Annotated in this window: 24 protein-coding genes and 1 pseudogene; 11 read left to right on the top strand and 14 right to left on the bottom strand. The window is 69.1% G+C overall.

Annotated features, from left to right (window positions below):
- Positions 1–55: 55 nt before the first annotated feature.
- Positions 56–667, bottom strand: coding sequence for a TetR/AcrR family transcriptional regulator C-terminal ligand-binding domain-containing protein (locus ACFVMC_RS23540; protein WP_379213515.1), 612 nt, complete (start codon positions 665–667; stop codon positions 56–58).
- A gap of 83 nt (positions 668–750) precedes the next feature.
- On the opposite strand from ACFVMC_RS23540, the gene ACFVMC_RS23545 reads away from it, so the two are divergent.
- Positions 751–1,785 (top strand): aldo/keto reductase, encoded by a 1,035-nt coding sequence (locus tag ACFVMC_RS23545; RefSeq protein WP_379213516.1) that lies wholly within the window; start codon positions 751–753, stop codon positions 1,783–1,785.
- 418 nt (positions 1,786–2,203) lie between these two features.
- Here the strand turns inward: ACFVMC_RS23545 and ACFVMC_RS23550 are convergent, their stop codons facing one another.
- The 3 genes from ACFVMC_RS23550 to ACFVMC_RS23560 all read right to left on the bottom strand — a co-directional run bounded on the left by ACFVMC_RS23550 (position 2,204) and on the right by ACFVMC_RS23560 (position 7,997).
- On the bottom strand, positions 2,204–6,499 hold the full coding sequence (locus tag ACFVMC_RS23550; RefSeq protein WP_379213518.1) for a molybdopterin-dependent oxidoreductase: 4,296 nt from the start codon (positions 6,497–6,499) through the stop codon (positions 2,204–2,206).
- A 153-nt stretch (positions 6,500–6,652) separates the two neighbouring features.
- Positions 6,653–7,363 carry a demethylmenaquinone methyltransferase gene (locus ACFVMC_RS23555; protein WP_379213520.1) on the bottom strand — a complete coding sequence of 237 codons (711 nt, stop codon included), beginning with the start codon at positions 7,361–7,363 and terminating at the stop codon, positions 6,653–6,655.
- 73 nt (positions 7,364–7,436) lie between these two features.
- The gene (locus ACFVMC_RS23560; protein ID WP_379213522.1) at positions 7,437–7,997 is read right to left on the bottom strand and encodes a TIGR03086 family metal-binding protein; all 561 of its coding nucleotides are present in this window, start codon (positions 7,995–7,997) and stop codon (positions 7,437–7,439) included.
- A 98-nt stretch (positions 7,998–8,095) separates the two neighbouring features.
- On the opposite strand from ACFVMC_RS23560, the gene ACFVMC_RS23565 reads away from it, so the two are divergent.
- The gene (locus ACFVMC_RS23565; RefSeq protein ID WP_379213524.1) at positions 8,096–8,329 is read left to right on the top strand and encodes a hypothetical protein; all 234 of its coding nucleotides are present in this window, start codon (positions 8,096–8,098) and stop codon (positions 8,327–8,329) included.
- 82 nt (positions 8,330–8,411) lie between these two features.
- Positions 8,412–8,663 (top strand): hypothetical protein, encoded by a 252-nt coding sequence (locus ACFVMC_RS23570; RefSeq protein ID WP_379213526.1) that lies wholly within the window; start codon positions 8,412–8,414, stop codon positions 8,661–8,663.
- Here the strand turns inward: ACFVMC_RS23570 and menD are convergent.
- The 3 genes from menD to ACFVMC_RS23585 all read right to left on the bottom strand — a co-directional run bounded on the left by menD (position 8,660) and on the right by ACFVMC_RS23585 (position 11,814).
- The gene (menD, locus tag ACFVMC_RS23575) at positions 8,660–10,309 is read right to left on the bottom strand and encodes a 2-succinyl-5-enolpyruvyl-6-hydroxy-3-cyclohexene-1-carboxylic-acid synthase (RefSeq protein ID WP_379213528.1); all 1,650 of its coding nucleotides are present in this window, start codon (positions 10,307–10,309) and stop codon (positions 8,660–8,662) included. The two genes, ACFVMC_RS23570 and menD, sit on opposite strands and share 4 nt — an antisense overlap.
- Positions 10,310–10,649: 340 nt before the next feature.
- The gene (locus tag ACFVMC_RS23580; RefSeq protein ID WP_379213530.1) at positions 10,650–11,096 is read right to left on the bottom strand and encodes a DUF6918 family protein; all 447 of its coding nucleotides are present in this window, start codon (positions 11,094–11,096) and stop codon (positions 10,650–10,652) included.
- 97 nt (positions 11,097–11,193) lie between these two features.
- A complete protein-coding gene (locus tag ACFVMC_RS23585) occupies positions 11,194–11,814 on the bottom strand; it encodes a PaaI family thioesterase (protein WP_379213532.1) in 621 nt (206 codons plus the stop codon).
- A 208-nt stretch (positions 11,815–12,022) separates the two neighbouring features.
- On the opposite strand from ACFVMC_RS23585, the gene ACFVMC_RS23590 reads away from it, so the two are divergent.
- From ACFVMC_RS23590 to ACFVMC_RS23615, 6 genes and pseudogenes are all read left to right on the top strand, one after another.
- A complete protein-coding gene (locus tag ACFVMC_RS23590) occupies positions 12,023–12,916 on the top strand; it encodes a 1,4-dihydroxy-2-naphthoyl-CoA synthase (RefSeq protein ID WP_379213534.1) in 894 nt (297 codons plus the stop codon).
- The gene (locus tag ACFVMC_RS23595; RefSeq protein WP_379213536.1) at positions 12,916–13,308 is read left to right on the top strand and encodes a VOC family protein; all 393 of its coding nucleotides are present in this window, start codon (positions 12,916–12,918) and stop codon (positions 13,306–13,308) included. Before ACFVMC_RS23590 ends, ACFVMC_RS23595 begins: the two co-directional genes overlap by 1 nt.
- Before the next feature lie 326 nt (positions 13,309–13,634).
- Positions 13,635–14,771 (top strand): o-succinylbenzoate--CoA ligase, encoded by a 1,137-nt coding sequence (menE, locus tag ACFVMC_RS23600; protein WP_379214065.1) that lies wholly within the window; start codon positions 13,635–13,637, stop codon positions 14,769–14,771.
- Positions 14,772–14,871: 100 nt separating this feature from the next.
- A pseudogene (locus tag ACFVMC_RS23605) lies at positions 14,872–15,750 on the top strand (HAMP domain-containing protein); the annotation flags it as partial.
- 77 nt (positions 15,751–15,827) lie between these two features.
- A complete protein-coding gene (locus ACFVMC_RS23610) occupies positions 15,828–16,823 on the top strand; it encodes an ATP-binding cassette domain-containing protein (protein ID WP_379213538.1) in 996 nt (331 codons plus the stop codon).
- Complete coding sequence (locus ACFVMC_RS23615) at positions 16,820–17,656, top strand: ABC transporter permease (protein ID WP_379213540.1); 837 nt, start codon at positions 16,820–16,822, stop codon at positions 17,654–17,656. Before ACFVMC_RS23610 ends, ACFVMC_RS23615 begins: the two co-directional genes overlap by 4 nt.
- A 57-nt stretch (positions 17,657–17,713) precedes the next feature.
- Here ACFVMC_RS23615 and ACFVMC_RS23620 read toward each other — a convergent pair whose 3' ends face one another.
- Entirely contained in the window at positions 17,714–18,115 is a 402-nt protein-coding gene (locus ACFVMC_RS23620) for a Dabb family protein (RefSeq protein ID WP_379213541.1), read from the bottom strand.
- An 82-nt stretch (positions 18,116–18,197) separates the two neighbouring features.
- On the opposite strand from ACFVMC_RS23620, the gene ACFVMC_RS23625 reads away from it, so the two are divergent.
- The gene (locus ACFVMC_RS23625) at positions 18,198–18,821 is read left to right on the top strand and encodes a TetR/AcrR family transcriptional regulator (protein WP_379213543.1); all 624 of its coding nucleotides are present in this window, start codon (positions 18,198–18,200) and stop codon (positions 18,819–18,821) included.
- Between the two features lie 39 nt (positions 18,822–18,860).
- On the opposite strand, the gene ACFVMC_RS23630 is transcribed toward ACFVMC_RS23625, so the two are convergent.
- Positions 18,861–22,544: a BTAD domain-containing putative transcriptional regulator gene (locus tag ACFVMC_RS23630; protein WP_379213544.1), complete on the bottom strand. Its 3,684-nt coding sequence runs from the start codon at positions 22,542–22,544 to the stop codon at positions 18,861–18,863.
- A gap of 124 nt (positions 22,545–22,668) precedes the next feature.
- On the opposite strand from ACFVMC_RS23630, the gene ACFVMC_RS23635 reads away from it, so the two are divergent.
- Positions 22,669–23,538 (top strand): 1,4-dihydroxy-2-naphthoate polyprenyltransferase, encoded by an 870-nt coding sequence (locus tag ACFVMC_RS23635; protein ID WP_379213545.1) that lies wholly within the window; start codon positions 22,669–22,671, stop codon positions 23,536–23,538.
- A 3-nt stretch (positions 23,539–23,541) separates the two neighbouring features.
- Here ACFVMC_RS23635 and ACFVMC_RS23640 read toward each other — a convergent pair whose 3' ends face one another.
- The 5 genes from ACFVMC_RS23640 to ACFVMC_RS23660 form a co-directional block, all read right to left on the bottom strand.
- On the bottom strand, positions 23,542–23,928 hold the full coding sequence (locus tag ACFVMC_RS23640; protein ID WP_379213547.1) for a phage holin family protein: 387 nt from the start codon (positions 23,926–23,928) through the stop codon (positions 23,542–23,544).
- Positions 23,929–23,988: 60 nt separating this feature from the next.
- Positions 23,989–24,567 (bottom strand): Clp protease N-terminal domain-containing protein, encoded by a 579-nt coding sequence (locus tag ACFVMC_RS23645; RefSeq protein WP_379213549.1) that lies wholly within the window; start codon positions 24,565–24,567, stop codon positions 23,989–23,991.
- Complete coding sequence (locus ACFVMC_RS23650) at positions 24,567–24,788, bottom strand: helix-turn-helix domain-containing protein (RefSeq protein WP_379213550.1); 222 nt, start codon at positions 24,786–24,788, stop codon at positions 24,567–24,569. The genes ACFVMC_RS23645 and ACFVMC_RS23650 overlap by 1 nt, the downstream gene beginning before the upstream one ends.
- A gap of 77 nt (positions 24,789–24,865) precedes the next feature.
- On the bottom strand, positions 24,866–25,951 hold the full coding sequence (locus tag ACFVMC_RS23655; RefSeq protein ID WP_379213552.1) for a PLP-dependent cysteine synthase family protein: 1,086 nt from the start codon (positions 25,949–25,951) through the stop codon (positions 24,866–24,868).
- On the bottom strand, positions 25,948–26,289 hold the full coding sequence (locus ACFVMC_RS23660) for a DUF4229 domain-containing protein (protein WP_379213554.1): 342 nt from the start codon (positions 26,287–26,289) through the stop codon (positions 25,948–25,950). Before ACFVMC_RS23660 ends, ACFVMC_RS23655 begins: the two co-directional genes overlap by 4 nt.
- Positions 26,290–26,364: the final 75 nt, after the last annotated feature.

Genomic DNA, 26,364 nt, shown 5'->3' on the forward strand with positions numbered 1-26,364 from the left:
GTATCGCGAGAAGTCCCCGCAGCAGTGTCCCACTTTCACTCGGCGCTGATGCGGCTCAGGCGGCGAAAGTGCCTGCGGCTACCGCGGTTAGGGCGGCGCGGGCGGATTGGTCGGCGACGGATTCGTCGATGGGGTCGCCGGTGGCGAGTAGGCGGTAGTAGAGGGGGGCCGAGACGGCGGTGAGGACGGCGCGGGGGTCGGTGCCGGGTGGGGCTTCGCCGCGGGCGATGGCCGCGTCCACGCAGGGGGACCATTCGGTGAGGCGGATGTCGTAGAAGCGGCGCAGGGCGGCGGCGGCGGTGTCGTCGCAGGTGGCGGCGGCGATGACGGCGCGGAAGAGGCGGCCCTGGCGGGGGTCGGTGAGTGTTTCGGCGACCAGGCGGGCGTTGGCGGTGAGGTCGCCGAGCAGCGAACCGGTGTCGGCGCGCGACACCGACTGCTCGGCCATATCGGCGAGCAGGTCCGCGACCAGGCCGGGCACGGTGCCCCAGCGGCGGTAGACGGTGGTCTTGCCGACCTCGGCGCGGGCCGCGACCTCGGCCAGGTCCAGGTGTGCGAAACCGCGTTCGGCGAGCAGGTCGCCGGCCGTGCGCAGGACGGCTTCGCGCACGCGGGCGGTGCGGCCGCCGGGACGGATCGAGCCGGGAGCGAGATCATCTTCAGGCATTAACGGGTCTCCAGTTCCATTTATCGCGCCGAGGGTGTACGGTTCGAGTTGTTAACGGAACTATAGACCCTTTAGGAGTCATCATGGAGTACCGGCGGCTCGGCGCATCCGGACTGCTCGTCCCGGCCCTCAGCTTCGGCGCGGGCACCTTCGGCGGACGCGGCGAACTCTTCAGCGCCTGGGGTGACACCGACGCGCAGCAGGCGCGGCGACTGGTGGACATCAGCCTGGAAGCAGGCGTGAACATGTTCGACACGGCCGATGTCTACTCCGACGGCGCGTCCGAGGAAGTGCTCGGCGCGGCCATCAGAGGACGGCGCGATCACCTGCTGCTGTCCACCAAGGCGAGCCTGCCCACCGGGCCCGGCCCCTTCGACGCGGGCTCCGGACGCGCGCGGCTGATCGGCGCGGTCGAGGGTTCGCTGCGACGGCTCGGCGTCGACCACATCGATCTGTTCCAACTGCACGCCTTCGATGCGCACACCCCCGTCGAGGAAACCCTTGCGGCCCTGGACGATCTGGTACGGGCGGGCAAGATCCGCTACCTCGGCGCCTCCAACTTCGCGGGCTGGCAGCTGATGAAATCCCTTGCGGCAGCAGACCGCCACGGTCGCACCCGTTACGTCGCCCACCAGGTGTACTACTCGCTGGTCGGCCGGGACTACGAATGGGAACTCATGCCGCTCGGCCAGGACCAAGGGGTCGGCGCGGTGGTGTGGAGCCCGCTCGGCTGGGGCCGCCTCACCGGCAAGATCCGCCGCGGACAACCACTTCCGGCCGGCAGCCGCCTGCACCAGACCGCCGAGGCGGGCCCACCGGTGAACGACGACCTGCTCTACGACGTGGTCGACGTCCTCGACGAGATCGCCGCCGAAACCGGCCGCACCATCCCCCAGATCGCCCTGAACTGGCTCCTGGGCCGCCCCACGGTCTCCACCGTCATCGTCGGCGCCCGCAACGAGGACCAGCTCCGCCAGAACCTCGGCGCGATCGGCTGGCAGCTCGACGCCGACCAGATCGCCCGCCTGGACAAAGCCAGCGCCACCACACCCCCCTACCCCTACTACCCGTACTACCGCCTCCCCGACTTCACCCGCCTCAACCCGCCCGCGGCCTGACCCGAAACCCTTGACGCAGCCCACCCACCCGAACCCTTGGCGCGGGCCGATCGCCGAGCACAGCGAGGCACCCGGCCCAGCCCCGACCTCAGGGCGAACCGCCGAGCACCAGCGAGGCACGCGGCCTAGCCCGACCTCAGGGCGAACCGCCCAGCACCAGCGAGGCACGCGGCCCGACCCCGACCACAGGGCGAACCGCCCAGCACCAGCGAGGCACGCGGCCCGACCCCGACCACAGGGCGAACCGCCCAGCACCAGCGAGGCACGCGGCCCGACCCCGACCACAGGGCGAACCGCCGAGCGCAGCGAGGCAAGCCCCGAAGCTGGACGGCACCGGGGAAGCGAAGCGCCCCCGGTGCCCACCCAAAACCCTTAGCGCGGACCGATCGCCGAGCGCCAGCGAGGCGTTCGGTCCGCACTAATACACATCGCGGACGTAGCGCTTTTCGGCGATCAGTTGTTTCTTGAAGGCGAGTGCGGCGTCCTCGTCCAGCTTGCCGTGGATGCGGGCGATGCGGAGCAGGGTGTCGTCCACGTCCTTGGCCATGCGGGCGGCGTCGCCGCAGACGTAGAAGTGGCCGCCGTCGCGCAGCCAGGACCACAGTTCGGCGCCGTGCTCGACCATGCGGTGCTGCACATAGATCCGTTCTCGCTGATCCCGCGAGAAGGCGAGATCGAGGCGGGTCAGGAAACCGGAGCGGAACATGTCCTCGAGTTCGGCGCGATAGTAGAAGTTCTGGGCGGCGTGCTGCTCACCGAAGAACAACCAGTTGCGGCCGGTGGCGCCCTGGGCGCGGCGTTCGTGCAGGAAACCACGGAAGGGGGCGATGCCGGTGCCGGGCCCGACCATGATCATGGGCGCGGTCGGGTCCAGCGGCGGCCGGAAATGCGGAGCACGCTGCAGGAAGATCGGGATCTGGGCCGTGGCGGCGCGGTCGGCCAGGAAGGTCGAGCAGACACCACCGCGGCGCGCGGCGGACTCGGTGTCGCCGTAGCGGACCACACCCACGGTCAGCTGCACCTCGTCCGGGCTGGTCAGCGGGGACGACGAGATCGAATACTGGCGCGGTTGCAGCTTTTTCAGCGTGCCGAGCCATTCGACGAGATCGGCCCGCACCGGGAAATCGCGCAGTACATCGACGGCCTGCCGGTCCCAGAGATAGCTGTCGAGCTCGTTGCGATTGTCCCGGCGCAGCAACTTCGCCAGTCGCACACTGGAATTGCGTTCGGCGATGAAGGTGAGCAGATCGTGGCTGACCTTGGTGATGTCGTAGCGGGTGCGCAGCGCGTCGGCCAAACTCAGTTCGGCACCCTCGAATTCGATGCCCCGCCCGCCATCCAGCCCGGTCGCGGTCAGCCATTCACGAACCAAAGCGTCATCGTTGGACGGCCAGATGCCCAGCGAGTCACCGACTTCGTAACTCGCGTCGAGACCGCTCAGATCGAACCCGAACCGACGCACCTCTTTCGACGCCGTCACCCGGGACAACACCTCGTTGCGGACCAGCGGCACCGAGAGCGGGGCGTTGCGCGTGAACGGGGCCGCCGCCCGGCGCGGCGCGACAACCCCCACACCACCCGAAACCACCGCACCCCCGCGCGGGACCGCATCCGGCCCGACATCGACCGCACCCCGACCTCGACCTGCGCCTCCCGAACCAGCCGCCCCGCTGCCACCGAACACCGCGGCAGAGGAGCTCACGGCCCCGGGCACCCGGCCATCGGAGCCCACGCCACTGGGAGAGGTGTCGACCGATCCGGAGCCAGGTGCTGCGACGGACTGCTCCGTGCCTGAGGCGGACCGAGGTTCGGTGTCGGCATTCAGAAGGGAAAGGACCTCGGCGAGCCAGTGGTCGGCGGCCTCGTCGTAATCCGGCTCGCTGTCCACGCGCGGGAGCAGCCGGGTGGCGCCGCGTTCGGCGAGCTTCTGGTCGAGTTTGCGGCCGTGGCCGCAGAAGTCGTCGTAGGAGGAGTCGCCGAGGGCGAAGACCGCGTAGCGCAGGCCGGTGAGCCGAGCCGCGCTGTCGTCCAGGCGTTCCCAGAAGTCGGCCCCGTTGTCCGGGGGCCCGCCGTCACCGAAGGTGCTGCTGATCAGCAGCACGTCTCCGGTCAGGTCGGCCAGCTCGCAGGAATCCATATCGAGCAGGCGCGGCGCGAAACCGGACTCCGCGAGCTGTTCGGCGGTCCGAGCCGCGAACTCCTCGGCGGTACCGGTCTGCGAGGCCCACAGCACGGTGACCGGCGGCGCGACGGGCGGCGCGGATTCGGCTGTCGCGGCGGCACTTCGGGAGTACATCCCCGCGAGCAGCCCGTCGATCCACACCCGGCTGCGCGGGGACAGCGGCGCGGATTCGGGCAGCACCGGCTGACCGGTGACCGGAAGTGAGTGCAGCGCGGCCAGATACCCGCTCAGGTAGATCTGCTCGACATCGCTGAGGGTGGGCGCCACACCGCTGTCCAGACCGAGCATCACCGCCAGCGGATGCGGCCCCGCACCCATTGGCCCCGAAACACTCGGGGCGGCAGGGACTTCCGCGGTCGGCACCGCCACCCGGCGCAGCGAGACCGCGCACGCCTTGAATTCCGGCTGGAGCGAATCCGCGTCCACCGCGTCGTTGGTGACGGCGTTGATGGTCAAGTACTCCCCCTGCTCGTCGTTCCAGTGGAAGGGCGCGAAACAGTCACCGGGCCGCACCCGGTCGCTGACCAGTACCGGAAGCACAGCCCGCCCACGCCGCGAGGCGATCTCGAGTTGGTCGCCGCCGGTCACGCCGAGCCGTTCGGCGTCCTCGGGATGCACCTCCACGAACGGCTGCCCGTTGAGTTTGGTGAGTTTGGCGATCCGGCCGGTCTTGGTCATGGTGTGCCATTGGTGCTGCACGCGGCCGGTATTGAGCAGGAACGGGAAATCGTCGTCGGGCAGTTCCTCGGGCAGCAGGTGTGGGCGCGGCCAGAACACGGCGCGACGGCTGGGCGTGGCGAAGGCCAACCGCGGCGTGTGCCCGTCCGCGTCGACGAACAGCTCCTGCCCGACGCCGTCGTTGCGGTAGCGGATCGGGTTGCGGCGACGTTCGGGGTCGGGGCACGGCCACTGCATCGGCCCCTCGCGCAACGCCGCATAGCTCATGCCACGCAGGTCGTAGCCGGTGGCGGGATTGGCGAACCGGGTGATCTCGTCGAAAATCTCGGCGCTGGAGGCGAAGTCGAAGCCGGGGAAGCCCATGCCGGTGGCCACCTGCGCGATCAGCTGCCAGTCCGGACGGGCCGCGCCGACCGGCTCGGCACTGCGTTGCAGCAGGGTGGCGGTGCGTTCCGAATTCACCATCACCGCATCGGCTTCGGCCCACAGCGTGGCGGGCAGCAGCAGGTCAGCGTAGGCGTTGGTGGCGGTGTCGAGGTAGGCGTCCTGCACCACGACCAGCTCGGCGGCTTCCAGTCCGGCGATGGCGGTCTTCCGATTCGCCATGGAGGCAACAGGATTGGTGCAGATGATCCAGGCGGCCTTGATCTCGCCGTCGGCCATGGTCCGGAACATCTCGACGGTGCCGGGCCCGGCTTCGGTGCGAAGGGTGCCGGGCGGCAGGTCCCACGCGGCCTCCACGAACGCGCGGTCCCCGGGGGCGAGCAGACTGCGCTGGCCCGGCAGTCCCGGTCCCATGTAGCCCATTTCGCGCCCGCCCATGGCGTTGGGCTGACCGGTGAGCGAGAACGGGCCGCTGCCCGGCCGGCAGATGGCGCCGGTGGCCAGGTGCAGGTTGCACAGGGCGTTGGTGTTCCAGGTGCCGTGCGTGGACTGGTTCAGGCCCATCGTCCACAGCGACATCCACTCGCCGGCCGCGCCGATCCACTGGGCGGCCGTGCGGAGATCGGCTTCGGCGAGACCGGTGATCTCGGCAACGCGGTCCGGGGTGTAGCCGGCGAGGAACTCCGGCATGGCGTCCCAGCCCTCGGTGTGCTCGGCGATGAACTCGTCGTCGATTGCGCCCGCCTCGACCAGCAGATGCAGCAATCCGTTCAGCAGCGCGAGATCGGTGCCGGGACGCAGTTGCAGGAACAGGTCGGCTCGCGCGGCCGTATCGGTGCGCCGCGGGTCGACGACGATCAGTTTCGCGCCCGCCTTGAGCCGGTCGGCCATGCGCAGGAACAGGATCGGATGGCAGTCGGCCATATTCGCGCCGATGACGAAGAACAGGTCGGCGTGCTCGAAGTCGTCGTAGGAGCCGGGCGGGCCGTCCGCGCCGAGGGACTGCTTGTAGCCGGTGCCCGCGCTGGCCATGCACAGCCGCGAGTTGGCCTCCAGATGCTTGGTCCGCAGGTGGCCCTTGGCCAGTTTGGTGGCGAGATACTGCGCCTCCAGCGACATCTGCCCGGACACATACAGCGCGATGGCGTCGGGGCCGTGCTCGTCGAGGATGCCGCGTAGCCGCTCGGCGGTTTCGCGCACCGCCGCATCGACCGGGACGGGTTCGGGTGCCTGGCCGCGTTCGGGGCGGCGGTAGGCGGTCTCCATCCGCCCGGGCGCCCGCATGAGCTCCAGGTGGGTGGCGCCCTTGGTGCACAGGCGGCCCGCGTTGGACGGATGCAGCTTGTCGCCACTGACCTTCGCGATCACCGGCGCGCCATCCGGTCCCGGCGTGGTCTCGACGGTGATGCCGCAGCCGACACCGCAGTACGAGCACGCCGTACGGGCGGGTCCAGTGGCTGCGTCGGTCATGCATCCGATCATGGCGACCGGCCGTTGCGAGCCATTTACCCCGCGTTATCGGCAGATGACAATTTTCCTCACCGCCGAAATTTTCGCCCGTGAGATCGACCGTTGACCTGGCGTTTTACCGCCCGGAAACCTCATCCGTGAGTGATGTCACGCCTAGAGCTTGTAGCCGCGGTGCAGTGCGACGATGCCGCCGGTCAGGTTGCGCCACTTGACCGAGGACCAGCCCGCGTCGGCGATGCGCAGGGCCAGCTGACGTTGATTCGGCCAGGCACGGATCGACTCGGCCAGGTAGACGTAGGCGTCGGGATTGCTGCTGACGGCGCGGGCCACCTGGGGCAGCGCCTTCATCAGGTACTCCATGTAGACCGTCTTGAACACCGGTACGACCGGTGTGGAGAACTCCGCCACCACCAGTCTGCCGCCGGGCTTGGTGACGCGCAGCATCTCGCGCAGCGCCTGATCGGTCTCGGAGATGTTGCGCAGGCCGTAGGAGATGGTCACCGCGTCGAAGGAGTCGTCGGCGAAGGGCAGCGCGGTGGCGTCGGCGGCCACCATCGGCACCTCGCGGTGCCGACCGGCTTGCAGCATGCCCTGGGAGAAGTCGGCCGCCAGACACCAGGCGCCGGACTTGGCCAGATCGAGCGTCGAGACACCGGTGCCGGCCGCCAGATCGAGCACGCGCTCGCCGGGGCGCGGGGCGACCGCCTTGCGCACGGCCCAGCGCCAATACCGGTCCTGCCCGCCGGAGATGACGGTGTTGGTGATGTCGTACCGCTTCGCGACCCCGTCGAACATCGACGCGACCTCGTGCGGCTGCTTGTCCAGCGAGGCCCGAACCGATTCCCGCCGCTCTGTTTTCGCCACGCCCCCGACCCTAATGCGCGCCGGGACCGCCCGCCTATGGCGGACCTCTCAGCAGCGCGGCGAAAATCGCCGATCAGGCCGGGACGCGGCCCGTCAGACCCAGGACCCGGTGCAACGCGGGTGCATCGGCGGGCACCGGGACCACGGGACCGAACAGACCGGGTGTGCCTTCGGCCGGGGTGTCACGCAGGAATTCGAGCAGGGTGTCCAGGTCGGCGTCACGCACCGTGAGCCGCCCGCCGCTGGCTCGAGCGAGATCCCAGCCGTGGATGACCAGCTCGTCCAGCGCGACCACGGCCATGATCGCGGCGGGCATGGTGACGCCGCCGGCCTCGGTCTCGCCCACCCAGGCCGCCGGGTCGCGCCACGCCTCGGCCAGCGCCTTCAGCTGTGCCGGAATCCGCTCCCGCCAGTCGGCAACCAGCTCGGCGTCCGGTCCGATGGCGGGCGGCCGGGAGTGGCCGATCGCCTCTTTGGTGGCGGCCTGGCGGAAAGCCTCGGTCAATCCGACCACATGCACCAGCAGCTCGCGCACGGTGGTGTCGGCCATCGGGGTCGCGGCGGTGAGCTGGTCGTCGGTGATACCGGCGACCACGGCGGCCATCGCGCTGGCGGCGGGCTCGAATTCGAACATGGGTGCTCCTTCGGACGTCCTTTCCGATATCGACGGCGCGGGCCACCGGAATTCATCGGTCGGCGGCGAAAACCGCTGGAAAAGAGGAGAATTGGCTGATGAAGGGTGATCGTGTGGAGATCGTCGTCGACTTCGGCGCCGGATCTCGCAGTTACGAAGTGGCCGCCACCCGAGCCGGGCGGCGAGTGGACGTGCGCATCGCGCGCGGTGTCGTGGAGGTCAGCGAGGTGACGCGCACCGGTACCGCGGTTCGCACCGCGCGATTCATGGCCAATCGGACGTTGGCGCTGGTGGAATATCCCGCCGACGGCGGCCGCCCCGATGACGGCTAGCTTGCCGAAAGCGCCGCGACGGCGGATCCTCGAAGCTGTGCAGTGACATCGTTGCCGAACACGTCGCGGAGAGGAGCGCACGATGATCGATCGCAGCACCACTCGCAGCTGGGACGAGGTTCCCGAGGCCGACTACGTCGAGCAGTCCGTCCCGGCCTACCCCGATCCCGCCGCCGACTCCGATGAGCGTGACCTGGCCGCTCAGGTCGATCGCGACGCGTTCTCCGCGAACCCGGCCGATGTGGTCGAACAGTCGATCGCCGTCCCGCTGGACGACGAGGACCGCGCCGACATCGCGCCCGAACCCGGCCCGGAGTACGCCGAGGAGATCTAGATCTTCGCGCGTACTGTCGCGTGCAGTTCCCGCAGACTGGACCGCTCGGTGGCAACCTCCAGCACCCGCATCCCGTGCGCGTCCCGGGCCAGTTCCGCGGCGAGTTCCGCCGGGTCGAGCTGGCGGTGCGGGATGCGGTAGGCCGCGCACAGAGCCGCCAGATCCATGCCGTGCGGCGTACCGAAGACACGTTCGAACACGCCCGCGTACTGCGGGTCGCCCTGTTCCAGCAGCTCGAAGATGCCGCCGCCGTCGTCATTGGCGACCACGATGGTCAGATCCGCCGGACGCGGTTCGCCGGGGCCGATCAGCAGGCCGGCCGCGTCGTGCAGGAAGGTCAGGTCGCCGATCAGGGCGACGGTGCGCCCGGCATGCGCGAGCGCCGCGCCGACCGCCGAGGACACCGTGCCGTCGATACCCGCGACACCGCGATTGGACACCACCTTGATCCCCGGCCGCGGATGCGACACCAGCGCGGCATCGCGCACCGGATTCGACGCCCCGAGCAGCAGCTGATCACCCTCGCGCAGCGCGTCCATCACCACGGCCGCCACGTGCAGGCCGGTCGCCTTCGGATGCCCGGCGAGCTCGTCGCGCACCACCTGACCGGCCTTCGCGTTCAGTTCCCGGCACAGCTCGAGCCATTCCGCGCGCGGTGCGCCGGTGGTGACGGCCCGGGTACCGGTGCCGACCACATTGCCGGACACATCGGGCCAGCGCGGCCCGGTGGTCAGCGCGAACACCGTCACCTCGGGATCGGCCAGCACGCGCGACACCTGGCGGTGCAGGGTAGGGCGGCCTGTGATGATCGCCTGCCGCGGCCGCAGCAGCGGCAACGCCAGCGGGTGCAGGGCCGGGCCGTGCAGCGGCGCGGTCGGTTCGGCGACGGTCGGCAGCGCGGCCAGTTCGGGGCGCAGACCCGCGCCGTGCCCGGAGATCACGACGGTGTCGGGGGTCAGATCGATATCGAGCGGGACATCCAGGGTCGCGTACTGGGTCGCGGTCCACGGCCGGCCCGCGTCCCGGCCGACCGGAGCGACCTCGCCGGGCACCGGAAGTCCGGCCACCTCATCGGTGTCCGGCACCAGCGGCTCACGCAGCGGAATGTCGAAATGCACCGGGCCCGCATTGCCCGAGCGAGTACCGCGCGCCGCCGCGAGCACCCGGCAAACCGCCGAGCGCCACACGCTGTTCTGGCTGCTGTAGCCGTTGTCGTCGACGCCGTGCTCGGCCAGGCCGAGACTGATCGTCGCGCGCACCTGGCTGCCGAACAGGCCGAGCTGCTCGACCGTCTGATTGGCGCCGGTGCCCAGCATCTCGTAGGGCCGGTTCGCGCTGAGCACGATCAACGGCACCCGCGCGTAATTCGCCTCCAGCACGGCCGGACCCAGATTGGCCACGGCGGTCCCCGAGGTCATCACCACCGGCACCGGGCAACCGCTGGCGACCGCCAGCCCGATCGCCAGAAAGCCCGCGGTCCGCTCGTCGATGCGCATGTGCAGGCGCAGCCGCCCCGCCGCGTCGGCGGCCTGCAGCGCGAAAGCCAGCGGCGCGTTGCGCGAGCCGGGACACAGCACGACATCGCGCACGCCGCCGCGAGCCAGTTCGTCGACGACTACCTGCGCCTGTGCTGTAGACGGATTCACGCCTCCAGCCTCCCAGACAGCAAACCCCACGTCTCCGTCACCCTGCTCACAGTGTTGCTGGCGGCGCGGGCGCCGCGGGTTTGCGGCCCCGTGTGTCTCGCATCCGAGCGGTCGAGACTCGCGCTGCGCGCATCGCTTCGACCGCTCGGATGCGAGACGGCCGCAAACGGTCGGTCGTAAGACTCCCTCCGGACGGGGTGTGTCCGGGGCGGACGCGGAGCATGCGGACGAGTCGGTTGTAAGGCTCTGCCCGTGCGTGCTGATTCGGCGGGAATGGGAACGCCGCACATCGAAGTGGCGCTTGGGCCAGGTGGATTCGATGTGCGGCGTTGTGGGTAACTCAGCCAGCGTGACGCTGGACCAGTTCGCCGACGCGGGGCAGAGCCTCGATGACGTTCTTCTTGGCCGAAGAGCGCAGCGACGAGTAGGCCTTCTGCAGGGCGGGGCGGGTCGAGGCTTCGGCGCGGGCGTCGGTGACGGCCAGCAGCGCCTCGGCGACCTCATCGGACTTGCCGACGAGGGCGTCCGCGAACGTGCCCGAACCGCTGGCGGCGTATTCCTGCCAGAACGGTTCCAGCTGCGCAACCAGCTTGGGGGCCAACGACTCCAGCGCGTCCGGCACGATGGTCGGGCTGACCTTCTTGGCCGCCGCGTAGGCGGCCTTCACGGCCAGGCCGGACGCGCCACCCTTATCAGACACCTCGGCGTCGAGAACCTCCTTGGCATCGGCAAGGAAAGCCGTACGATTGGCGTCGTTGAGCAGGGATTCAGACAGTGCTGCAACCACTTTCAGGTTCCTCCGGATCGATGTCGATGAACGAGCGCTGGCCACTATACGCACCACTGGCACCACATAGGTGGTGCTGACCCGAGGAGTGGGCGCGTCACGGCTGCCAGGGCAGTAGTTGAACCATAAGGCCTTCACAATCGGCGAGCACTTCGCCCAGCTCATCGCGTAATTCCGCGGTGATGAAGGTCTTTCGGCCCTCGACTCGATCCACGCGCCCCCGAACTGTCAGCGGCGTTTCCAGCGGAGTGATCTTGCGGTAATTCACATGCAGGTACGCGGTGCGGCTGATCGGCCGTCCGGCGTAGTGCACGATCATGCCGAGCAGGTCGTCGAACAACAGCGGCAGCACGCCGCCGTGCGCGGCGCCGTTGCCGCCCAGGTGGTATCGGCGGAACTCGCCGGCCATGGTGATCCCGTCGGGTCCGGCTTCGACTGTGCGCCAGGGCAACAGCAGCAGGCTGCCGCGCCCCGGCAGTTTCACGGCGCGACCGGCGGGCCCCTGGAGTTCGGGCGCACGATAGGGCGAGAGCAACTCGATCAGCTCGTTCGCCCGGGCCAGCGCCTGCCCGAACACCTCGTCGGTGGCGTCGACGCTGACCGCGAGGTCCTGCAAGGTGCGCATGGCCTCGACGAACGGGCCGAAGTTGGGTCCGATCTCGGCACGGGACACCTTGGGGAAGCCGCCGTGCTTTTCGTACCGGTCCTCGTCGACCATGCTCCGGTCGATTCTCGGCTTCGTCCCGTTCCCTGAAACGGGTTCCACTCGCTCACGCCCACCCGTCGCCCGACCACCGCCCCCCACGGAATCGCTTCGCGATGCTGTATTCATAGATTGCACGGTAACCCGTCTTTTTACACCGTCAAGTCCTGAGTATCGCCAACTGGCGCTGGCCTGTCCTCCCGCCGCAGCGATAATCTCGGGCGTGACCTTCACTCCGAAGCTGTGGCGGCCCGTTCCCGGATTCGAGAACCTGACCGACATCACCTACCACCGGCACATCGACCAGGGCACCGTGCGCATCGCGTTCGACCGCCCCGAGGTACGCAATGCCTTCCGGCCGCACACCGTCGACGAGCTCTACCGCGCCCTCGACCACGCCCGGATGACACCCGACGTCGGCGCGGTCCTGCTCACCGGCAACGGCCCCAGCCCCCGCGACGGCGGCTGGGCCTTCTGCTCCGGCGGCGACCAGCGCATCCGCGGACGCAACGGCTACCAGTACGCCAGTGGCGAGACCGCCGACACGGTCGATCAGGCCCGCGCCGGGCGGCTGCACATCCTGGAAGTCCAGCGGCTCATCCGCTTCATGCCCAAGGTCGTCATCGCGCTGGTCAACGGCTGGGCCGCGGGCGGCGGGCACAGCCTGCACGTGGTCTGCGACCTCACCCTCGCCAGCCGCGAACACGCCCGCTTCAAGCAGACCGACGCCGATGTCGGCAGCTTCGACGGCGGCTACGGCAGTGCCTACCTGGCGAAAATGGTCGGCCAGAAATTCGCGCGGGAGATCTTCTTTCTCGGCCGGCCCTACACCGCCGAGGAAATGCATCAGATGGGCGCGGTGAACAAGGTGGTCGACCACGCCGAACTGGAGAACGTCGCCCTGGAGTGGACCGCCGACATCAACGGCAAATCCCCACAGGCACAGCGCATGCTGAAGTACGCGTTCAACCTGCTCGACGACGGACTGGTCGGCCAGCAACTGTTCGCGGGCGAAGCCACCCGGATGGCGTACATGACCGACGAGGCCGTCGAGGGCCGCGACTCGTTCCTGGAGAAGCGGGCACCCGACTGGACCCCCTACCCCTGGTACTTCTGATGGAGATACTCAGCAGCCGGATCATCCTGCGGCCCGCCGACTACCCGGCCACACTGGCGTTCTACCGCGACAGCCTCGGCCTCGCGATCGCACGCGAGTATCCGGGCGGCACGGTCTTCTTCGCCGGTCAGTCGCTGGTGGAGGTGGCCGCGCACGGCGGATCGGGCCGATCCTCGGCATTCGACGGCGCGATCTGGCTCCAGGTCCGCGATGTCGAGGACGCCGCCGCGGAGCTGTCGCTGCGTGGAATTCCGATCGACCGTGCGCCGGTGCGCGAACCGTGGGGCCTGATCGAAATGTGGGTGCGCGATCCGGACGGCGTGCCGGTGGTGCTGGTCGAGATTCCGCCGGAACATCCGATCCGGCGGGATACCCGCAGTTCAGACCACTGATCAACAGTCTCGCCGCGCCGATCGAGTTGCCAGCTCCGGCTCCGGCGAGGACGATTGAGCGCACAGACGGCACCGTGGGTGTCCGACCGCCGATGTCCGGGTACCCCCGATGCGTACCGTCCGACGAGGGAATCGCAGACACCTGATGCCTGGCCTAGTTCAGTCTCCTTGCAAACCGACCCGTTCCGTTCGCGGCGGCGCGGGCATGACACGATCCCTACCGTGAGAGGGCGCAGCGAGCGAACCATTGGCTTATCGCCTCTGGGCACGACAGGAGCAACGGCGGGCGAGGTGCGAGCGTGAGTCGGAAACTGCGCACGCTGCCGATGCCCACCGGATCCGGGGTCGGCGATGTGCTGCCGCACCTGCGGGAAGCCCTGGAGGGCAACGGGCCCGCGTGGCTACCCATCCCCACCAGCGACAGACGCGAGGCGCGCCGCCTGTCCGACGCGCTCGGCCCCGGCGACCCGATCGACGAGGAGGTCGCCCTGGTGGTGACGACCTCCGGCACCACCGGTGTCCCGAAGGGCGCCATGCTCAGCGCGGCCGCACTGCGCGCGAGCGGGGCCGCCACACATGACCGGCTCGGCGGCCCGGGCAGCTGGCTGCTCGCGCTGCCGACCCATCACATCGCCGGAATCCAGGTGCTGCTGCGCAGCATTCAGGCCGGGACCGAGCCGACGGTGCTCGACGTTTCCGGCGGCTTCCTCCCGGAAGCCCTCGCGGGCGCCATCTCCGGGATGCGCGGACCGCGCCGCTACACCGCGCTGGTACCCACCCAGCTGATCAAGGCCCTGGACGCGCCGGTCGCCGCGGCGGCGCTGGCCGAACTCGACGGCGTGCTCGTCGGCGGCGCGGCCACTCCCCCGCACGTCCTGGAACGCGCGCAGGCGGCGGGTATCACCGTCGTCCGGACCTACGGCATGAGCGAGACCTGCGGCGGCTGCGTCTACGACGGCGTCCCGCTGAAGGGCACCGAGGTGCGCATCGAGGACGGCCGGGTCGTGCTGGGCGGTGACATGATCGCCGTCGGCTACCGCAACCAGCCCGACCACCCGGCCTTCGCCGAACCCGGCTGGTTCCGCACCGAGGACGCGGGCACCTACGACAACGGCGTGCTCTCGATCAGCGGCCGGCTCGACGAAGCCATCATGACCGGTGGCCTGCTGGTCATCCCGCAGGTTGTCGAGGCGGTACTGGGCAATCATCCCTCGATCAGCGAATGCGTCGTGCTCGGCCTGCCGGACGAGCGGCTCGGGCAGCGGGTCGTGGTCGCGGTGGTACCCGCCAAGGGCGCGATTCCGACGCTGGACGAACTGCGTGAGCACGTGGTCCGCGAACTCGACGCTATCGCCGCCCCGCGCGAACTCGCGATCCTGGACGAGCTCCCGCTACACGGGCCGGGTAAGCCGAACCGCGCCGCGATCCGTGACCTGCTGCTCACCGAGCACACCTCGAACTGAACGGTTTTCACCCGCCCACCCGCGAATTACGCAGCGCCCCACAGCGTTTCCACCTCGGTTTCTCAGTCACCACTCAGCCGGGGGCGGCAGGCTGTCGGATATGCGTACATTGCGCCGGCGGGTGACGCTGCTGGCCGCGTCGGTGGTGACGGTGGCCGCCGCGTTCACCTCGCTCGCGGCCTACGCCCTGGTGAAACGTTCGCTGTACGCGGATCTGGACGCCCGCCTGCAATCCACGGCGGTGGTACTGATCGCGAACGAGGTGGACAGTATGAGCTACCTCCAGGCACTGACCATCGGCTCCTTCGCGCCCAACGACCTGGCGATCGTCGTGATCTTCCCGGACACGCGTGCCGACGCGGTCGAACACGCGGGCGCGCCGCCCATCGGCGCCAGGGAACTGGCGGTGGCGCGCGGCGAGATCCGCTCCTCGCTGCGCACCGTCGGCGATCAGCGGGTGCTCGCGCAGCGCATGAAATCCGGCTCCACGCTGATCGTTTCGCAGCATCTGCGCTCCACGCGCGCGATACTCGAGCGGCTGGCGGGACTGTTGTTCGTGGTCAGCGGCTGTTTCGTCGGCCTCGCGGCGGCCGCCGGAACCGCGGTGGCGCGCACCGGTTTACGGCCCGTCGCCCGGTTGAGCGCGGCCGCGCGGCGCATCGCGCGCACGGAGGAACTGGCGCCCATCCCGGTCACCGGAGACGACGAACTCGCCCGGTTCACCGAGGGTTTCAACACCATGCTGTGCGCGCTGACCGAATCCCGGGAGCGGCAGCGCCGGCTGGTCTCCGACGCGGGCCGGGAACTCGAGACCCCGCTGACCTCGCTACGCACGAACACCGAACTGCTGATCGCGGCCGGGCAGCCGGGCGCGCCGCACCTGCCCGACACCGACATGGCGGAGTTGCGTGCCGAGGTGCTCGCCCAGATCGAGGAGCTGTCGACGCTGGTCAGCGAGCTGGTAGCGCAGGCGCGAGAAAGCCCGTAAGCGGCACGCAAGCGGCGCTGTCAGAGCTGTGCAAGGGCCGTGCAAGAAGCCGACCGCACAGTTATGACATGAACTCATTCACACCCGCTTCAGTACTCGCCGTCGAGGCGAACGAACTGGTCAAGGTGTTCGGGGAACAGCGCGCCGTCGACGGCGTCAGCCTGGCCGTGCCGCAGGGCGCGGTGTACGGCGTACTGGGACCGAACGGAGCCGGTAAGACCACCACCATCCGCATGCTGGCCACCCTGCTGCGGCCGGACGGCGGCAGCGCCCGCATCTTCGGCCGCGATGTCGTCGAACAGCCCACCGCGGTGCGTTCGCTGATCGGCGTCACCGGACAGTACGCCTCCGTCGACGAGAAACTGACCGCCACCGAGAACCTGATGATCTTCTCCCGGCTGCTCGGCCTGAGCCGGGCCGACGCCCGGCGCAAGACCGTCGAACTGCTCGAGGAATTCGATCTCGCCGAGGCCGCGGAGAAACCGCTCGAGCATTTCTCCGGCGGCATGCGGCGACGCCTCGATCTGGCCGCCAGCCTGATCGCCACCCCGCCGCTGCTGTTCCTCGACGAGCCGACCACCGGTCTCGACCCGCGCACCCGCGCCCAGATGTGGGACACCATTCGCCGCCTGGTTCGCGAGGGCGCCACCGTCCTGCTGACCACGCAGTACCTCGACGAAGCCGACCAGCTCGCCGACCGGATCGCGGTCATCGACCGCGGCAAGGTGATCGCCGACGGCACCGCCGACGAACTCAAGGCCTCGGTGGGCGGTTCCTCGCTGCACCTGACCCTGGTGAACCGGGATCAGCTCGACGAAGCCCGCCGCATCGTCAGCGACTTCCTCGGCGCCGACGTCCAGATCACCCCCGAGGCCGGTCGGCTCACCGCGCCGCTGCGCACCGCCGACATGACCACCGATCTGCTGATCCGCCTGCGCGAGTGGGACATTCCGGTCGACGAGATCACCGTTTCCAAACCCAGCCTGGACGAGGTCTTCCTCACCATCACCGGTCATCCGGCCGAGGACGAGACCACCACCGACACCGAACGGAGTGCGGCATGACCGCGACACTCACCGCCCCGGCCGCTTCCGGGCGCACCCTTGCCCACATCCCCGACGCCAGCAACCGGATCAGCCTGGGCCAGACGGTGCGGCATTCGCTCACCATGGCCTACCGCGGGCTGCTCAAGATCAAGCACAATCCCGAGCAGCTCTTCGATGTGACGATCCAGCCGATTCTGTTCACGGCGCTGTTCGCGTTCATCTTCGGCGGCGCCATGTTCGGCTCGGTGGACAACTATCTGCCGCTGTTCATACCCGGCATCCTGGTGCAGACCGTGGTGCTGACCTCCGTGGTCACCGGCACCCAGCTGCGCGAGGATATGGACAAGGGCGTCTTCGATCGCTTCAAATCGCTTCCGATCGCGCGTATTTCGGCGCTGTCGGGTGCGTTGATCGCAGATATGGTCCGCTATCTGATCGCGACCACGCTCACCGTGATCATGGGCCTGATCCTGGGCTACCGGCCCGGCGGCGGTTTCGTCGGGGTGCTGGCCGCCTGCCTGATGGTGATCGCCTGCTCGTTCGCGATCAGCTGGATCTGGGCGCTGGTCGGCGTCACCGGCCGCAGCGCCTCCGCGGTGCAGGGCATCTCGATGATCATCATGTTCCCGCTGACCTTCGTCTCCGGCGCTTTCGCCCCGGTCGAGTCGATGCCCGGCTGGTTGCAGGGGATCAACAAGGTCAACCCGGTGTACTACATGGTCAAGGCCGCCCAGGAACTCATGAACGCCAACCACTACGGCGCCAATCTGGCCTGGTCGCTGCTCGGCTCGCTCGCGGTGATCGTCATCATCGCCCCACTCACCGTCCGCGCCTACATGCGCCGCGCCTGAACAACCGAATACCGCGCAGCCGAGGGATTCACCGAATCCCTCGGCTCCGTGCTGTTTTCAGGCGATCCGGACCTCCGGAATCGTCTCCATCTGCCGAGCCCACTCCGGGTACATCTCGACCTTGCGCTGATGCAGCGCCATGATTTTCGCGCCCAGCTCCGGATCCGGATCATCGGACAGATCGGGGCCGATGACCAGCCGCTCGAAATGCGGGATGATGCGCGGATCGCCGTCGAGATGCACCGGGTCGTGCATGTACTCCTCGAGTGCCGCGAGGTCGGCGATGCCGACGCAGTAGGCGTGGGTGTAGCCCGCCTCCGGGTCACCGAGGTGGCGGCCGACTGTCCCGAAACTCACCGAATCGACCGCGGCGGTGCGCCGCATGAGGGCGAGCACTTCAGCCTTCTGCTCTTCGGTGGTCTCATTGCGAAATCGGAATCTTAGCTGGTGGATAATCATTTCTGCCTTTCGAATTGAACTGGCTAGTTCAATTTAATGGCCACGCTGGTAGCTCCGCAAGGGGTCGCGCTACCATCCGGAGGTGGGAGCAACGACCAGCCGGGGCCGCCTGGACAAACGAGCGGCCATCCTCGACGCCGCCTTCGAGGTGTTCGCGCGCCGTGGCTATGCCCAGGCCTGTGTGCAAGAGATCGCCGACGCCGCGGGTGTCGCCAAACCCACCGTCTACAACCACCTCAGCGACAAGGAGACGCTCTACCGCCACGCCGTGACCGCGGCGGCCGATCGAGTGGGTGCCGAATGCCTGGCCGCGATAACACGATTGCGCGAGTCCGAAGGCGATCCCCAAGCGGCACTGCGTGATTGCGCCTATCGTCTGCTGCGGGTCTGCAACAGCGACCGCTCCCGCGCCCTGCGCACGCTCACCTTCGCCCAGTTGACGACGTTCCCCGACCTCGCCGACCTGGTCCAGGACCGCACCTCCGGCCTGCTGGCCGACGCCCTCGCCGACCGCATGGCGCGCCTGACCCTGGCCGGCCACCTCCGCGCCGAAAACCCCACCCGCGCAACCGAACAACTGCTGGCACTGCTCACCGGGCCGCTCGATTCCCGCTCCCGCCTCGGCACCCGCAAAGTGCCCGCCGCCGAACTGAAGTCGGTAGCCGAGGCCGCCGTCGACACCTTTCTGGCGGCGTATTCCGGATAGGTCCGGGGTGGCGCTACCGGAAGCATCCGGAAGCTCGCGCTAGGTCAGCGGCCCCTCGTGAATCTTGGCCAGCAGCTCCATGATTCGGGCCGCCGCGGGGCGGCGGCCGAGGTGGGCGGAGGCGGCCAGGGCGTTGTCTACGAGCGCGGGGGACGCGGCGGCGCGGGCGGCGGCCAGGTGGCGGGTGAGTTGCATGGACGGATAGTCCTGGCGCGGCTGGATGCGCGGTGCGAGAGTGAGAAGTTCGAGACCACGGGCCGGGGCGGCCCCGCTGACCAGCAGGTAGGAGCCGACAGCGCAGGCGACGGAACCGAGCTGGGGAAGATCGTGGAGTTGGCTCAGCAGCGCCAATGCGTTCCCGACCAGCTGGCCGGGTAGGTCGCCGACCTCGGCGAGGGCACCGTGCAGGATGTGGGCGTCCAGGGTGGCCGCGGCCATCATGACGCCGCCGGGGCCGGGGCCAGGAGCCAGTTCCGGCCAGGAATACAACGCGAGGGCGTGCCAATGCCGCCGCAGCCCCTCGGCCGTATCCCCTTCGGCGAGCGCCAATTCCGCGGCCGCGCAGGTGACGGTGCCCGCGAGCTGGTTCGGAGCCGTGGACAGTCCATCCAGCGCGCCGGGCCCGAGCGCGAGATCGATCTCCTGCCGGGCCCGCGCCAACCGACCGGCACCGACCAGCGCGGCCGCGAGATGCGCGCGGGTCTCGATGCTCTCCTCCGAAGTGCCCAGCTGCCGAAGCTGTTCCAGACAGCGGCTGTAGTAGGTGGCCGCCTCGTCGTAGCGTGCGACCTGACCGCACACCCCGCCCAGATGGCGGCACAGCATGGCGATCCCCCAGACCTCGCCCGGCGGCGTCGACTCCAGCGCCTTGATCGCGTCGACGGTGGAACCGCGCACATCGCCCATGTTCTCGCGAATGTTCGCGCGCAGCATCAGGGCACTGGACCGGGTCTGCGAATCGGGTGAGTGCACACCCGCCGCCACCAGCCGGGCCACGCCGCGACCGTCCGGGCGCGACAGCATGATCTCGCCCAGGAAGCGCTCGTTCGGCGACAGATCGTCGCGGCGCAGCAGCCGGCGCACCCGCGTCCGCAGCCGTCCCAGGCTGGGCAGATCCTCGCCGATGAAGGCCAGGTGCAGGAAATTCAGTACGTAGCAGGTCATCTGGAGCTCGGCCGACGGCTCGCCCGGCGACCCGGTCGGGTCGAGCGCGAGCAAACGCCGCACCCACCCGATCAATTCGACGTGCGCACCGCGAATCAGCCAGAGACAACCCGCAACCGGGTACACCGTGTACATGGTGACCGCGTCCTGCCGCTCGAACGCGTATCGCAGCACCGCGACCAGATTGTCGATCTCGGCGGCCACCGACAGCGCGAGCCGCACCTGATCGTCGGCTGCGCGGGCATCGGCCATCTCCTGCGCGAATCGCCGCCCCCACAGCAGCATTCGCGCCACCACCAGGTCGGTCTCCCCGGCCAGCGCGAGCTGCTCCTCACCGTATTCGCGCACCGTCTCGAGCATGCGGTAGCGGGTGCCGACCCGGTCGTCGTCGAGCACCGTCAGCAGCGACTGATTGACCAGCCCGTCCACGGCGGCCGCGACATCGACCAGGTCATCGGCCATCGACGCGGCGGCCGACAGCGTGAAACCCGCGGGGAAACGGCACAGTCGGCGCAGCGCAAGCCGCTGCTCGGGTTCGAGCAGATTCCAGCTCCAGTCGATGACGGCGTGCAGGGTGCGGTGCCGCTCCGGTGAACTACGGTCACCGCTGCGCAGCAGGGCGAACCGATCCGAGAGCCGCTCGTTGATGTCCTCCACGCTCATGGTGCGTACCCGCGCGGCCGCCAATTCGATGGCCAGCGGCAGGCCGTCGAGCGTACGGCACAGCTGGGCGACCACATCCGGGTCCAGGCGCGCGGTGGGCCGCACCGCCCGCGCCCGCGCCGTGAACAGATCGGTGGCCGGTGAGCCCGCCGCGTCGATCGTCAACGGCGGCAACGGATACACGGTCTCCGCGGTGATCATGAGCGGAGAACGACTGGTGGTCAGCACCGTCAGGCGCGGGCAGGCGCCGATCAGATCGGCGACCACCACGGCCACGGCCTCGATCAAATGCTCACAGTTGTCCAGGATCAGCAGCATCGGCCGGGCCGAGAGCGCGTCCCGCAATCGATGTCGGGCCTCGGGCACGTATTGCGTGCGCAGCGTGGACAATTCGTCGCCACCCGCTTGCCGGGAGCGCTGCCGGGCGTCGGCGGCATACTGCTTGCGCAATCCGGTGGAATCGACGGCCATATCCCCCAGCCCGAGCGCCGCGCTGATCGCACCTTCGATCTCCGACCTGGTCCCTTCCGCACTGTCCTCGGCCCGTACCGACGCCAACTCGACCAGCACCACAGGCACTCGCCGCGCCGCCCGCGCCCCGACCTCGTTGGCGATCCGCGTCTTTCCGGTGCCGCCGGGCCCGAGCACGGTAACCACCCGCGACTCGGGCAGCAGTCGACCGAGCGCGTCCAGGTCGCCCTCGCGACCGAGGAGTGCGTTCGGAGCAGCCCGCAGGCCCAGGGCCATCGATCCGTCGCCCTGGCCCCCGGAAGCCGCTGCGTCGACTGTGGTTCGAACCCGCGATCGGGCACCGGTGGCGAAATCATCAGGGCCGACGCCGCCTCCCGGCCGCGCCGATGGGCCGATGATCGATTCGGCCGAGGACGTGGCGCGGTCTCCGGAGTTCGACCCGCGATCGGGGTCCGCGGCTGTGCTCATCGATCGTGCCTGCAGCGCAGCGCGATTCGCGGTCGCACCACCGAGCCGATGTCCGACGTCGTTCGCGGTGCCGTCGCGGTGGATAGCATCCACTCGACCGGAACCCGGGTCCCGTAACGTATCTCCGCGCAGAATCGCGGTATTCAGTTCCACCAGTTCACGGCCGGGATCGGCCCCGAGCTGTTCGCCCAGGCGGGCACGGAACGCAGCGAAGGACTCCAGCGCCTCGTTCCCTCGCCCGGTCCGCACCAGCAGCCGCATGAGCACCGACTGCGCGGGCTCATCCAGTGGTTGTTCGGCGGCCAGTCGACGCGCCAGTCGCAGCGCGCTGTCGAGATCCCCGCCTGCCTGCCGCACCGCCAGCTCGAGGGTATCGAGTGCCGACAGCCGAGCCGCCGCCGTCACCCGCAGGTCATCGGCCACCGCGCCCGCGGGCAGATCGGAACCCGGCTCACCGCGCCACAGCGCACGGGCCTCAGCGATGATCTGGACACAATCCTCGATATCCCCGGCCTCGAAACGGGCTCGCGCGTCCCGGAGCAGATCCGCGGTGTACGCCAGGTCGATATGCTCGGCGGCTACCCGCAACCGATACCCGGCCGGGCCGATCTCGAGCGCACCCTCCGGTAATACCGACCGTAGCCGCGAGACCTGGGTGTGCAACGCGTTCATAGGCGCTTTCGGCGGCTGCTCGCCCCACACCTCCTCGATCAATGCCTGGGCGCTGCGCGCCCGGCCCGGGTGCAGCGCGAGCGCCGTCAGCAGCAGGCGCGATCGAGTGCCCGGGACCGCCCGCAGCGCACCGTCGCGCCGCAGCGCGATCTCACCCAGCAGCGCCACCAGCACCGGCGGCGACTGGGCGGCAGACGGCTGCGGGCTGTCGATCACCGCCGGATCCCGTGGCGACGGGGCCGGTGCGTGGCTGTGCCCGTTCGGGCCGCTGGGTTCGGGCAACATTCCTCGGCAATCGTATGCGAGCGACACCCGCGCGGTCCCCAGGGTTTTTCGCGCGTGGCGGGAGGGCTGTGGCTTGCCGCACGTCCGAGCGGCCGGTGCGGGCGAGGCGCATTAGGCTCGGCCCATGGCTACAGCAGCGCAATGGATCGAGGGCGCGCGTCCTCGCACTCTGCCGAACGCGATCGCACCGGTGCTGGCGGGCACCGGCGCGGCGGCCGCCCTCGACGCGTTCGTGTGGTGGAAAGCCGTTCTGGCGCTGCTGGTTTCGCTGGCGCTGATCGTCGGGGTGAACTACGCCAACGACTACTCCGACGGCATCCGCGGCACCGACGACGAGCGGGTCGGGCCACTGCGCCTGGTCGGCTCGAAGCTCGCCACACCCGCGGCGGTGAAGAACGCGGCCATCGCGAGCCTCGCGACCGGCGCGGTGCTCGGGTTGGTGCTGGCGGCGACGACGGCGTGGTGGCTGCTGTTGGTCGGCGCGGCCTGCCTGGCCGGCGCCTGGTTCTACACCGGCGGCAGCAAGCCCTACGGGTACAGCGGTTTCGGCGAGATCGCGGTGTTCGTGTTCTTCGGATTGATCGCGGTGCTCGGCACCGAGTTCGTGCAGGCCGAGCGGATCGACTGGGTCGGGGTCGCGCTCGCGGTGGCGGTCGGGTCGTTCTCCAGCGCGGTGCTGGTGGCCAACAATCTCCGCGATATCCCGACCGACACCGAATCCGGGAAGACCACGCTGGCGGTGAAGCTCGGCGATCCGCGCACGCGCACACTGCATCTGGTGCTGCTGACGGTGCCGTTCCTGGTGACGCTGGCGCTCGTCGCGAAGACCCCGTTCGCGCTGGCCGGCCTGCTCGCCGCACCGCTCGCGGTGCGCGCCAACGCCCCGGTGCGCGGCGGCCGGCAGGGGCTGGAACTCATTCCGGCGCTGCGCGATTCCGGCCTGGCCCTGCTGGCCTGGTCGGCCGTGACCGCGCTGGCGCTGGCCTTCGCCTGAGCCTCAGTCGTTGTCCGGGACCAGGATTCCCAGCACCCAGTTGACCAGCCAGATGATCACACCGCCGAGCAGCGCCGCCCAGAAGCTGCCGATGTGCAGACCGTAGTCGGAGAACGCGTCGGTGAGCCAGGCGGTCAGGAACAGCATCAGCGCGTTGACCACCAGCAGGAACAGACCCAGGGTGAGCACCACAAGTGGTAGCGAGAGCATTTTCACCAGGGGTTTGACCAGGGCGTTCACCAGGGTGAAGACCGCCGCGATGACCAGCACCACGATGATCTTGCCGCCGTTGCCCTGGTCCTCGGGATAGACGATATCGATCTTGTCGACCCAGGCCGCGGCCAGCCAGATGGCCACGGCGTTGATGATCAACCGAATCACAAGCTGCATGGGGCCATGCTAGGCCCCGGGGCCGCTGCGAGCGCGCGCAAAACACAATGACCGAACCGGTCAGGCGGCCCGGTCGAGCAGGGTGTGCACCTTGGGGCGCAGCTCATCGATGGCCTGGGCGCCACCCAGCAAACGGGTCGCGGCCGGATTCGGCGCGCGCAGCACCGCGAGCAGGATGTGCCCCGCTTCGATGCTGTCGTCCTTGCGCGCCAGCGCCTCCCGCAGCGACAGCTCGAGCACCTTCTTCGCCTCGCGGGTGAACGGGATGTGGCCCCAGTTCCGGCCGCGGCCGAAAAAACCGCGCTTGTCCTCCGGCGGGACGGCGCGCTCGAGCGCGTCCGCGCCGAAGGTGGCCTCCAGGCTGTCGCGGACGGCGTCGAGGTCGATGCCGATCGAGCGGAGCGCCTCGGCGTCGGCCTTGCCGAGCGGACCGGCCTCGCCCTGTTCGGACAGCGCGGTCACCGCGCCGTCGTGGGTGATGCCCGACGCCGCCAGCAGGGCCTTCAGGGTGTCGTCACCGTGCGACAACAGGCCGAGCAGCACGTGTTCGACATCGATGGACGCCGAACGCAGTTCGCGAGCGTCCTCCTGCGCGATCACCACGGCCAGTCGCGCGTTCTTGCTGAACCGTTCGAACATCAGCGGTTCCTGCCTCTCCGATTGTATTTCTGGTGGACCGCCTGCTTACTGACCTCGAGCGCCTCGGCGATGGCCTGCCAGGACCAGCCCTGTTCGCGGGCATTGGCGACCTGAATCGCCTCCAGGCGCTCGAGCAGCCGACGCAGGGCCAGCACCGCGCGCAGGCCGACCGTGGGGTCGGGGCTGCCCGCGGCGGCCGCCAGGTTGGTTGCCTCTGTCATGTCGTCAATTTTGGTTGACGCGAAGGCTGCGTGTCAACAAAAATTGACGAATGTTCACTCGGAGAGGAAAGCGGAGGCTAGGCGGACCAGACGCCCGTCGCGTGGAACTGCTCCAGCACCGCGGTCGGCTCGACCAGGCTCATGCCCTGCCGCTCGACCCAGGCATCATCGAAATACGTGCCCGCGTAACGATCACCGCCGTCGCAGATCAGCGTGACCAGACTGCCCGCGCGCCCCGCGGCGAGCATCTCGCCGATCAGCGCCCACACACCCCACAGATTCGTACCCGTCGACCCGCCGACCCGGCGACCGAGCGCCACGCTCGCGTGCCGCGCCGCCGCGATGGAACCGGCATCGGGCACATGGATCATCCGGTCGATGACCTGGCCGATGAACGACGGCTCGACCCGCGGACGGCCGATGCCCTCGATCCGCGACGGCATACCGGTCTGATAGCCGGTATCGCCGGTTTCGTAACCGCCGAAGAACGCCGAATTCTCCGGATCCACCACGGCCAGCCGGGTGGCATGGCGCCGGTATCGGATATAGCGGCCGATCGTGGCGCTGGTGCCGCCGGTACCCGCACCCACCACGATCCACTCCGGGACCGGGCAGGCCTCCAATTCCATCTGCTGGAAAATGGATTCGGCGATGTTGTTGTTGCCGCGCCAGTCCGTCGCGCGTTCGGCGTGGGTGAACTGGTCCATGTAGTGGCCGCCGCATTCGCGCGCCAGCCGCGCCGCCTCGGAATAGATCTCCGGCGGGCGCTGCACGAAATGGCAACGGCCGCCCTGCGCTTCGATCAACGCGATCTTCTGCGGCGAGGTGCTGGCCGGCATGACCGCGACGAAATCCAGGCCGAGCAGCTTCGCGAAATACGCCTCGCTGACCGCCGTCGAGCCCGAGGACGCTTCGACCACCGTGGTGCCCTCGGTCACCCAGCCGTTGCAGATCGCGTACAGGAACAGCGAGCGCGCCAGGCGATGCTTCAAACTACCTGTGATGTGGGTGGATTCGTCCTTCAGATAGAGCTGGATATTCCACTCGGCGGGCAGCGGGTAGCGCAGCAGATGGGTGTCGGCGCTGCGCTGGGTGTCCGCGTCGATCAGCCGGACCGCGTTGTCCACCCAATCCCGCGGGGCGCTCTGATCACAGACCTTCACTTCTCGCCCTCGGACTCACCCCGCAGCCGGGCGTGCAGCTGCGCCTTGTCGGCGCGACGCTTGGCGTCCACCGCCGCGATATCCGCATTGACCTGCGCGCGCAGCTTCTTGAACAGGGTCAGCGACAGCGGCATCGCGATGATCAGCGCGAACAGCGCCGCCACCACGATCGGGATCTCGACACCCACCACTCCGGCCACCAGCATGATCGCGGCCGTGATCACCGCGACCAGGACCAGCCTGGCCAGGGTGTACAGCACCAGGTTGCGGACCATCCGCCGACCGGCCGATTGTGGTTGCTGGGTGGATGCCGGATCTGACTGAGTTGCGTCGCTCACGCCTGCCAGCGTATGCGAAGCTGTTGCCGCCCTCGGTTCGTACCCATTACCGAGGTCGGGCGCCTATCCGATTTG

It is taken from the genome of Nocardia sp. NPDC127579 (assembly GCF_042672005.1).
Classification (GTDB): domain Bacteria; phylum Actinomycetota; class Actinomycetes; order Mycobacteriales; family Mycobacteriaceae; genus Nocardia.

What these genes read in the sequence shown, in the direction of transcription:
- ACFVMC_RS23540 (WP_379213515.1), bottom strand. Translation starts at nt 667, where the DNA reads ATGCCTGAAGATGATCTCGCTCCCGGCTCGATCCGTCCCGGCGGCCGC.
- ACFVMC_RS23545 (WP_379213516.1), top strand. Translation starts at nt 751, where the DNA reads ATGGAGTACCGGCGGCTCGGCGCATCCGGACTGCTCGTCCCGGCCCTC.
- ACFVMC_RS23550 (WP_379213518.1), bottom strand. Translation starts at nt 6,499, where the DNA reads ATGACCGACGCAGCCACTGGACCCGCCCGTACGGCGTGCTCGTACTGC.
- ACFVMC_RS23560 (WP_379213522.1), bottom strand. Translation starts at nt 7,997, where the DNA reads ATGTTCGAATTCGAGCCCGCCGCCAGCGCGATGGCCGCCGTGGTCGCC.
- ACFVMC_RS23565 (WP_379213524.1), top strand. Translation starts at nt 8,096, where the DNA reads ATGAAGGGTGATCGTGTGGAGATCGTCGTCGACTTCGGCGCCGGATCT.
- ACFVMC_RS23570 (WP_379213526.1), top strand. Translation starts at nt 8,412, where the DNA reads ATGATCGATCGCAGCACCACTCGCAGCTGGGACGAGGTTCCCGAGGCC.
- ACFVMC_RS23585 (WP_379213532.1), bottom strand. Translation starts at nt 11,814, where the DNA reads ATGGTCGACGAGGACCGGTACGAAAAGCACGGCGGCTTCCCCAAGGTG.
- ACFVMC_RS23595 (WP_379213536.1), top strand. Translation starts at nt 12,916, where the DNA reads ATGGAGATACTCAGCAGCCGGATCATCCTGCGGCCCGCCGACTACCCG.
- menE (WP_379214065.1), top strand. Translation starts at nt 13,635, where the DNA reads ATGCCCACCGGATCCGGGGTCGGCGATGTGCTGCCGCACCTGCGGGAA.
- ACFVMC_RS23610 (WP_379213538.1), top strand. Translation starts at nt 15,828, where the DNA reads ATGAACTCATTCACACCCGCTTCAGTACTCGCCGTCGAGGCGAACGAA.
- ACFVMC_RS23615 (WP_379213540.1), top strand. Translation starts at nt 16,820, where the DNA reads ATGACCGCGACACTCACCGCCCCGGCCGCTTCCGGGCGCACCCTTGCC.
- ACFVMC_RS23620 (WP_379213541.1), bottom strand. Translation starts at nt 18,115, where the DNA reads ATGATTATCCACCAGCTAAGATTCCGATTTCGCAATGAGACCACCGAA.
- ACFVMC_RS23630 (WP_379213544.1), bottom strand. Translation starts at nt 22,544, where the DNA reads ATGTTGCCCGAACCCAGCGGCCCGAACGGGCACAGCCACGCACCGGCC.
- ACFVMC_RS23635 (WP_379213545.1), top strand. Translation starts at nt 22,669, where the DNA reads ATGGCTACAGCAGCGCAATGGATCGAGGGCGCGCGTCCTCGCACTCTG.
- ACFVMC_RS23640 (WP_379213547.1), bottom strand. Translation starts at nt 23,928, where the DNA reads ATGCAGCTTGTGATTCGGTTGATCATCAACGCCGTGGCCATCTGGCTG.
- ACFVMC_RS23645 (WP_379213549.1), bottom strand. Translation starts at nt 24,567, where the DNA reads ATGTTCGAACGGTTCAGCAAGAACGCGCGACTGGCCGTGGTGATCGCG.
- ACFVMC_RS23650 (WP_379213550.1), bottom strand. Translation starts at nt 24,788, where the DNA reads ATGACAGAGGCAACCAACCTGGCGGCCGCCGCGGGCAGCCCCGACCCC.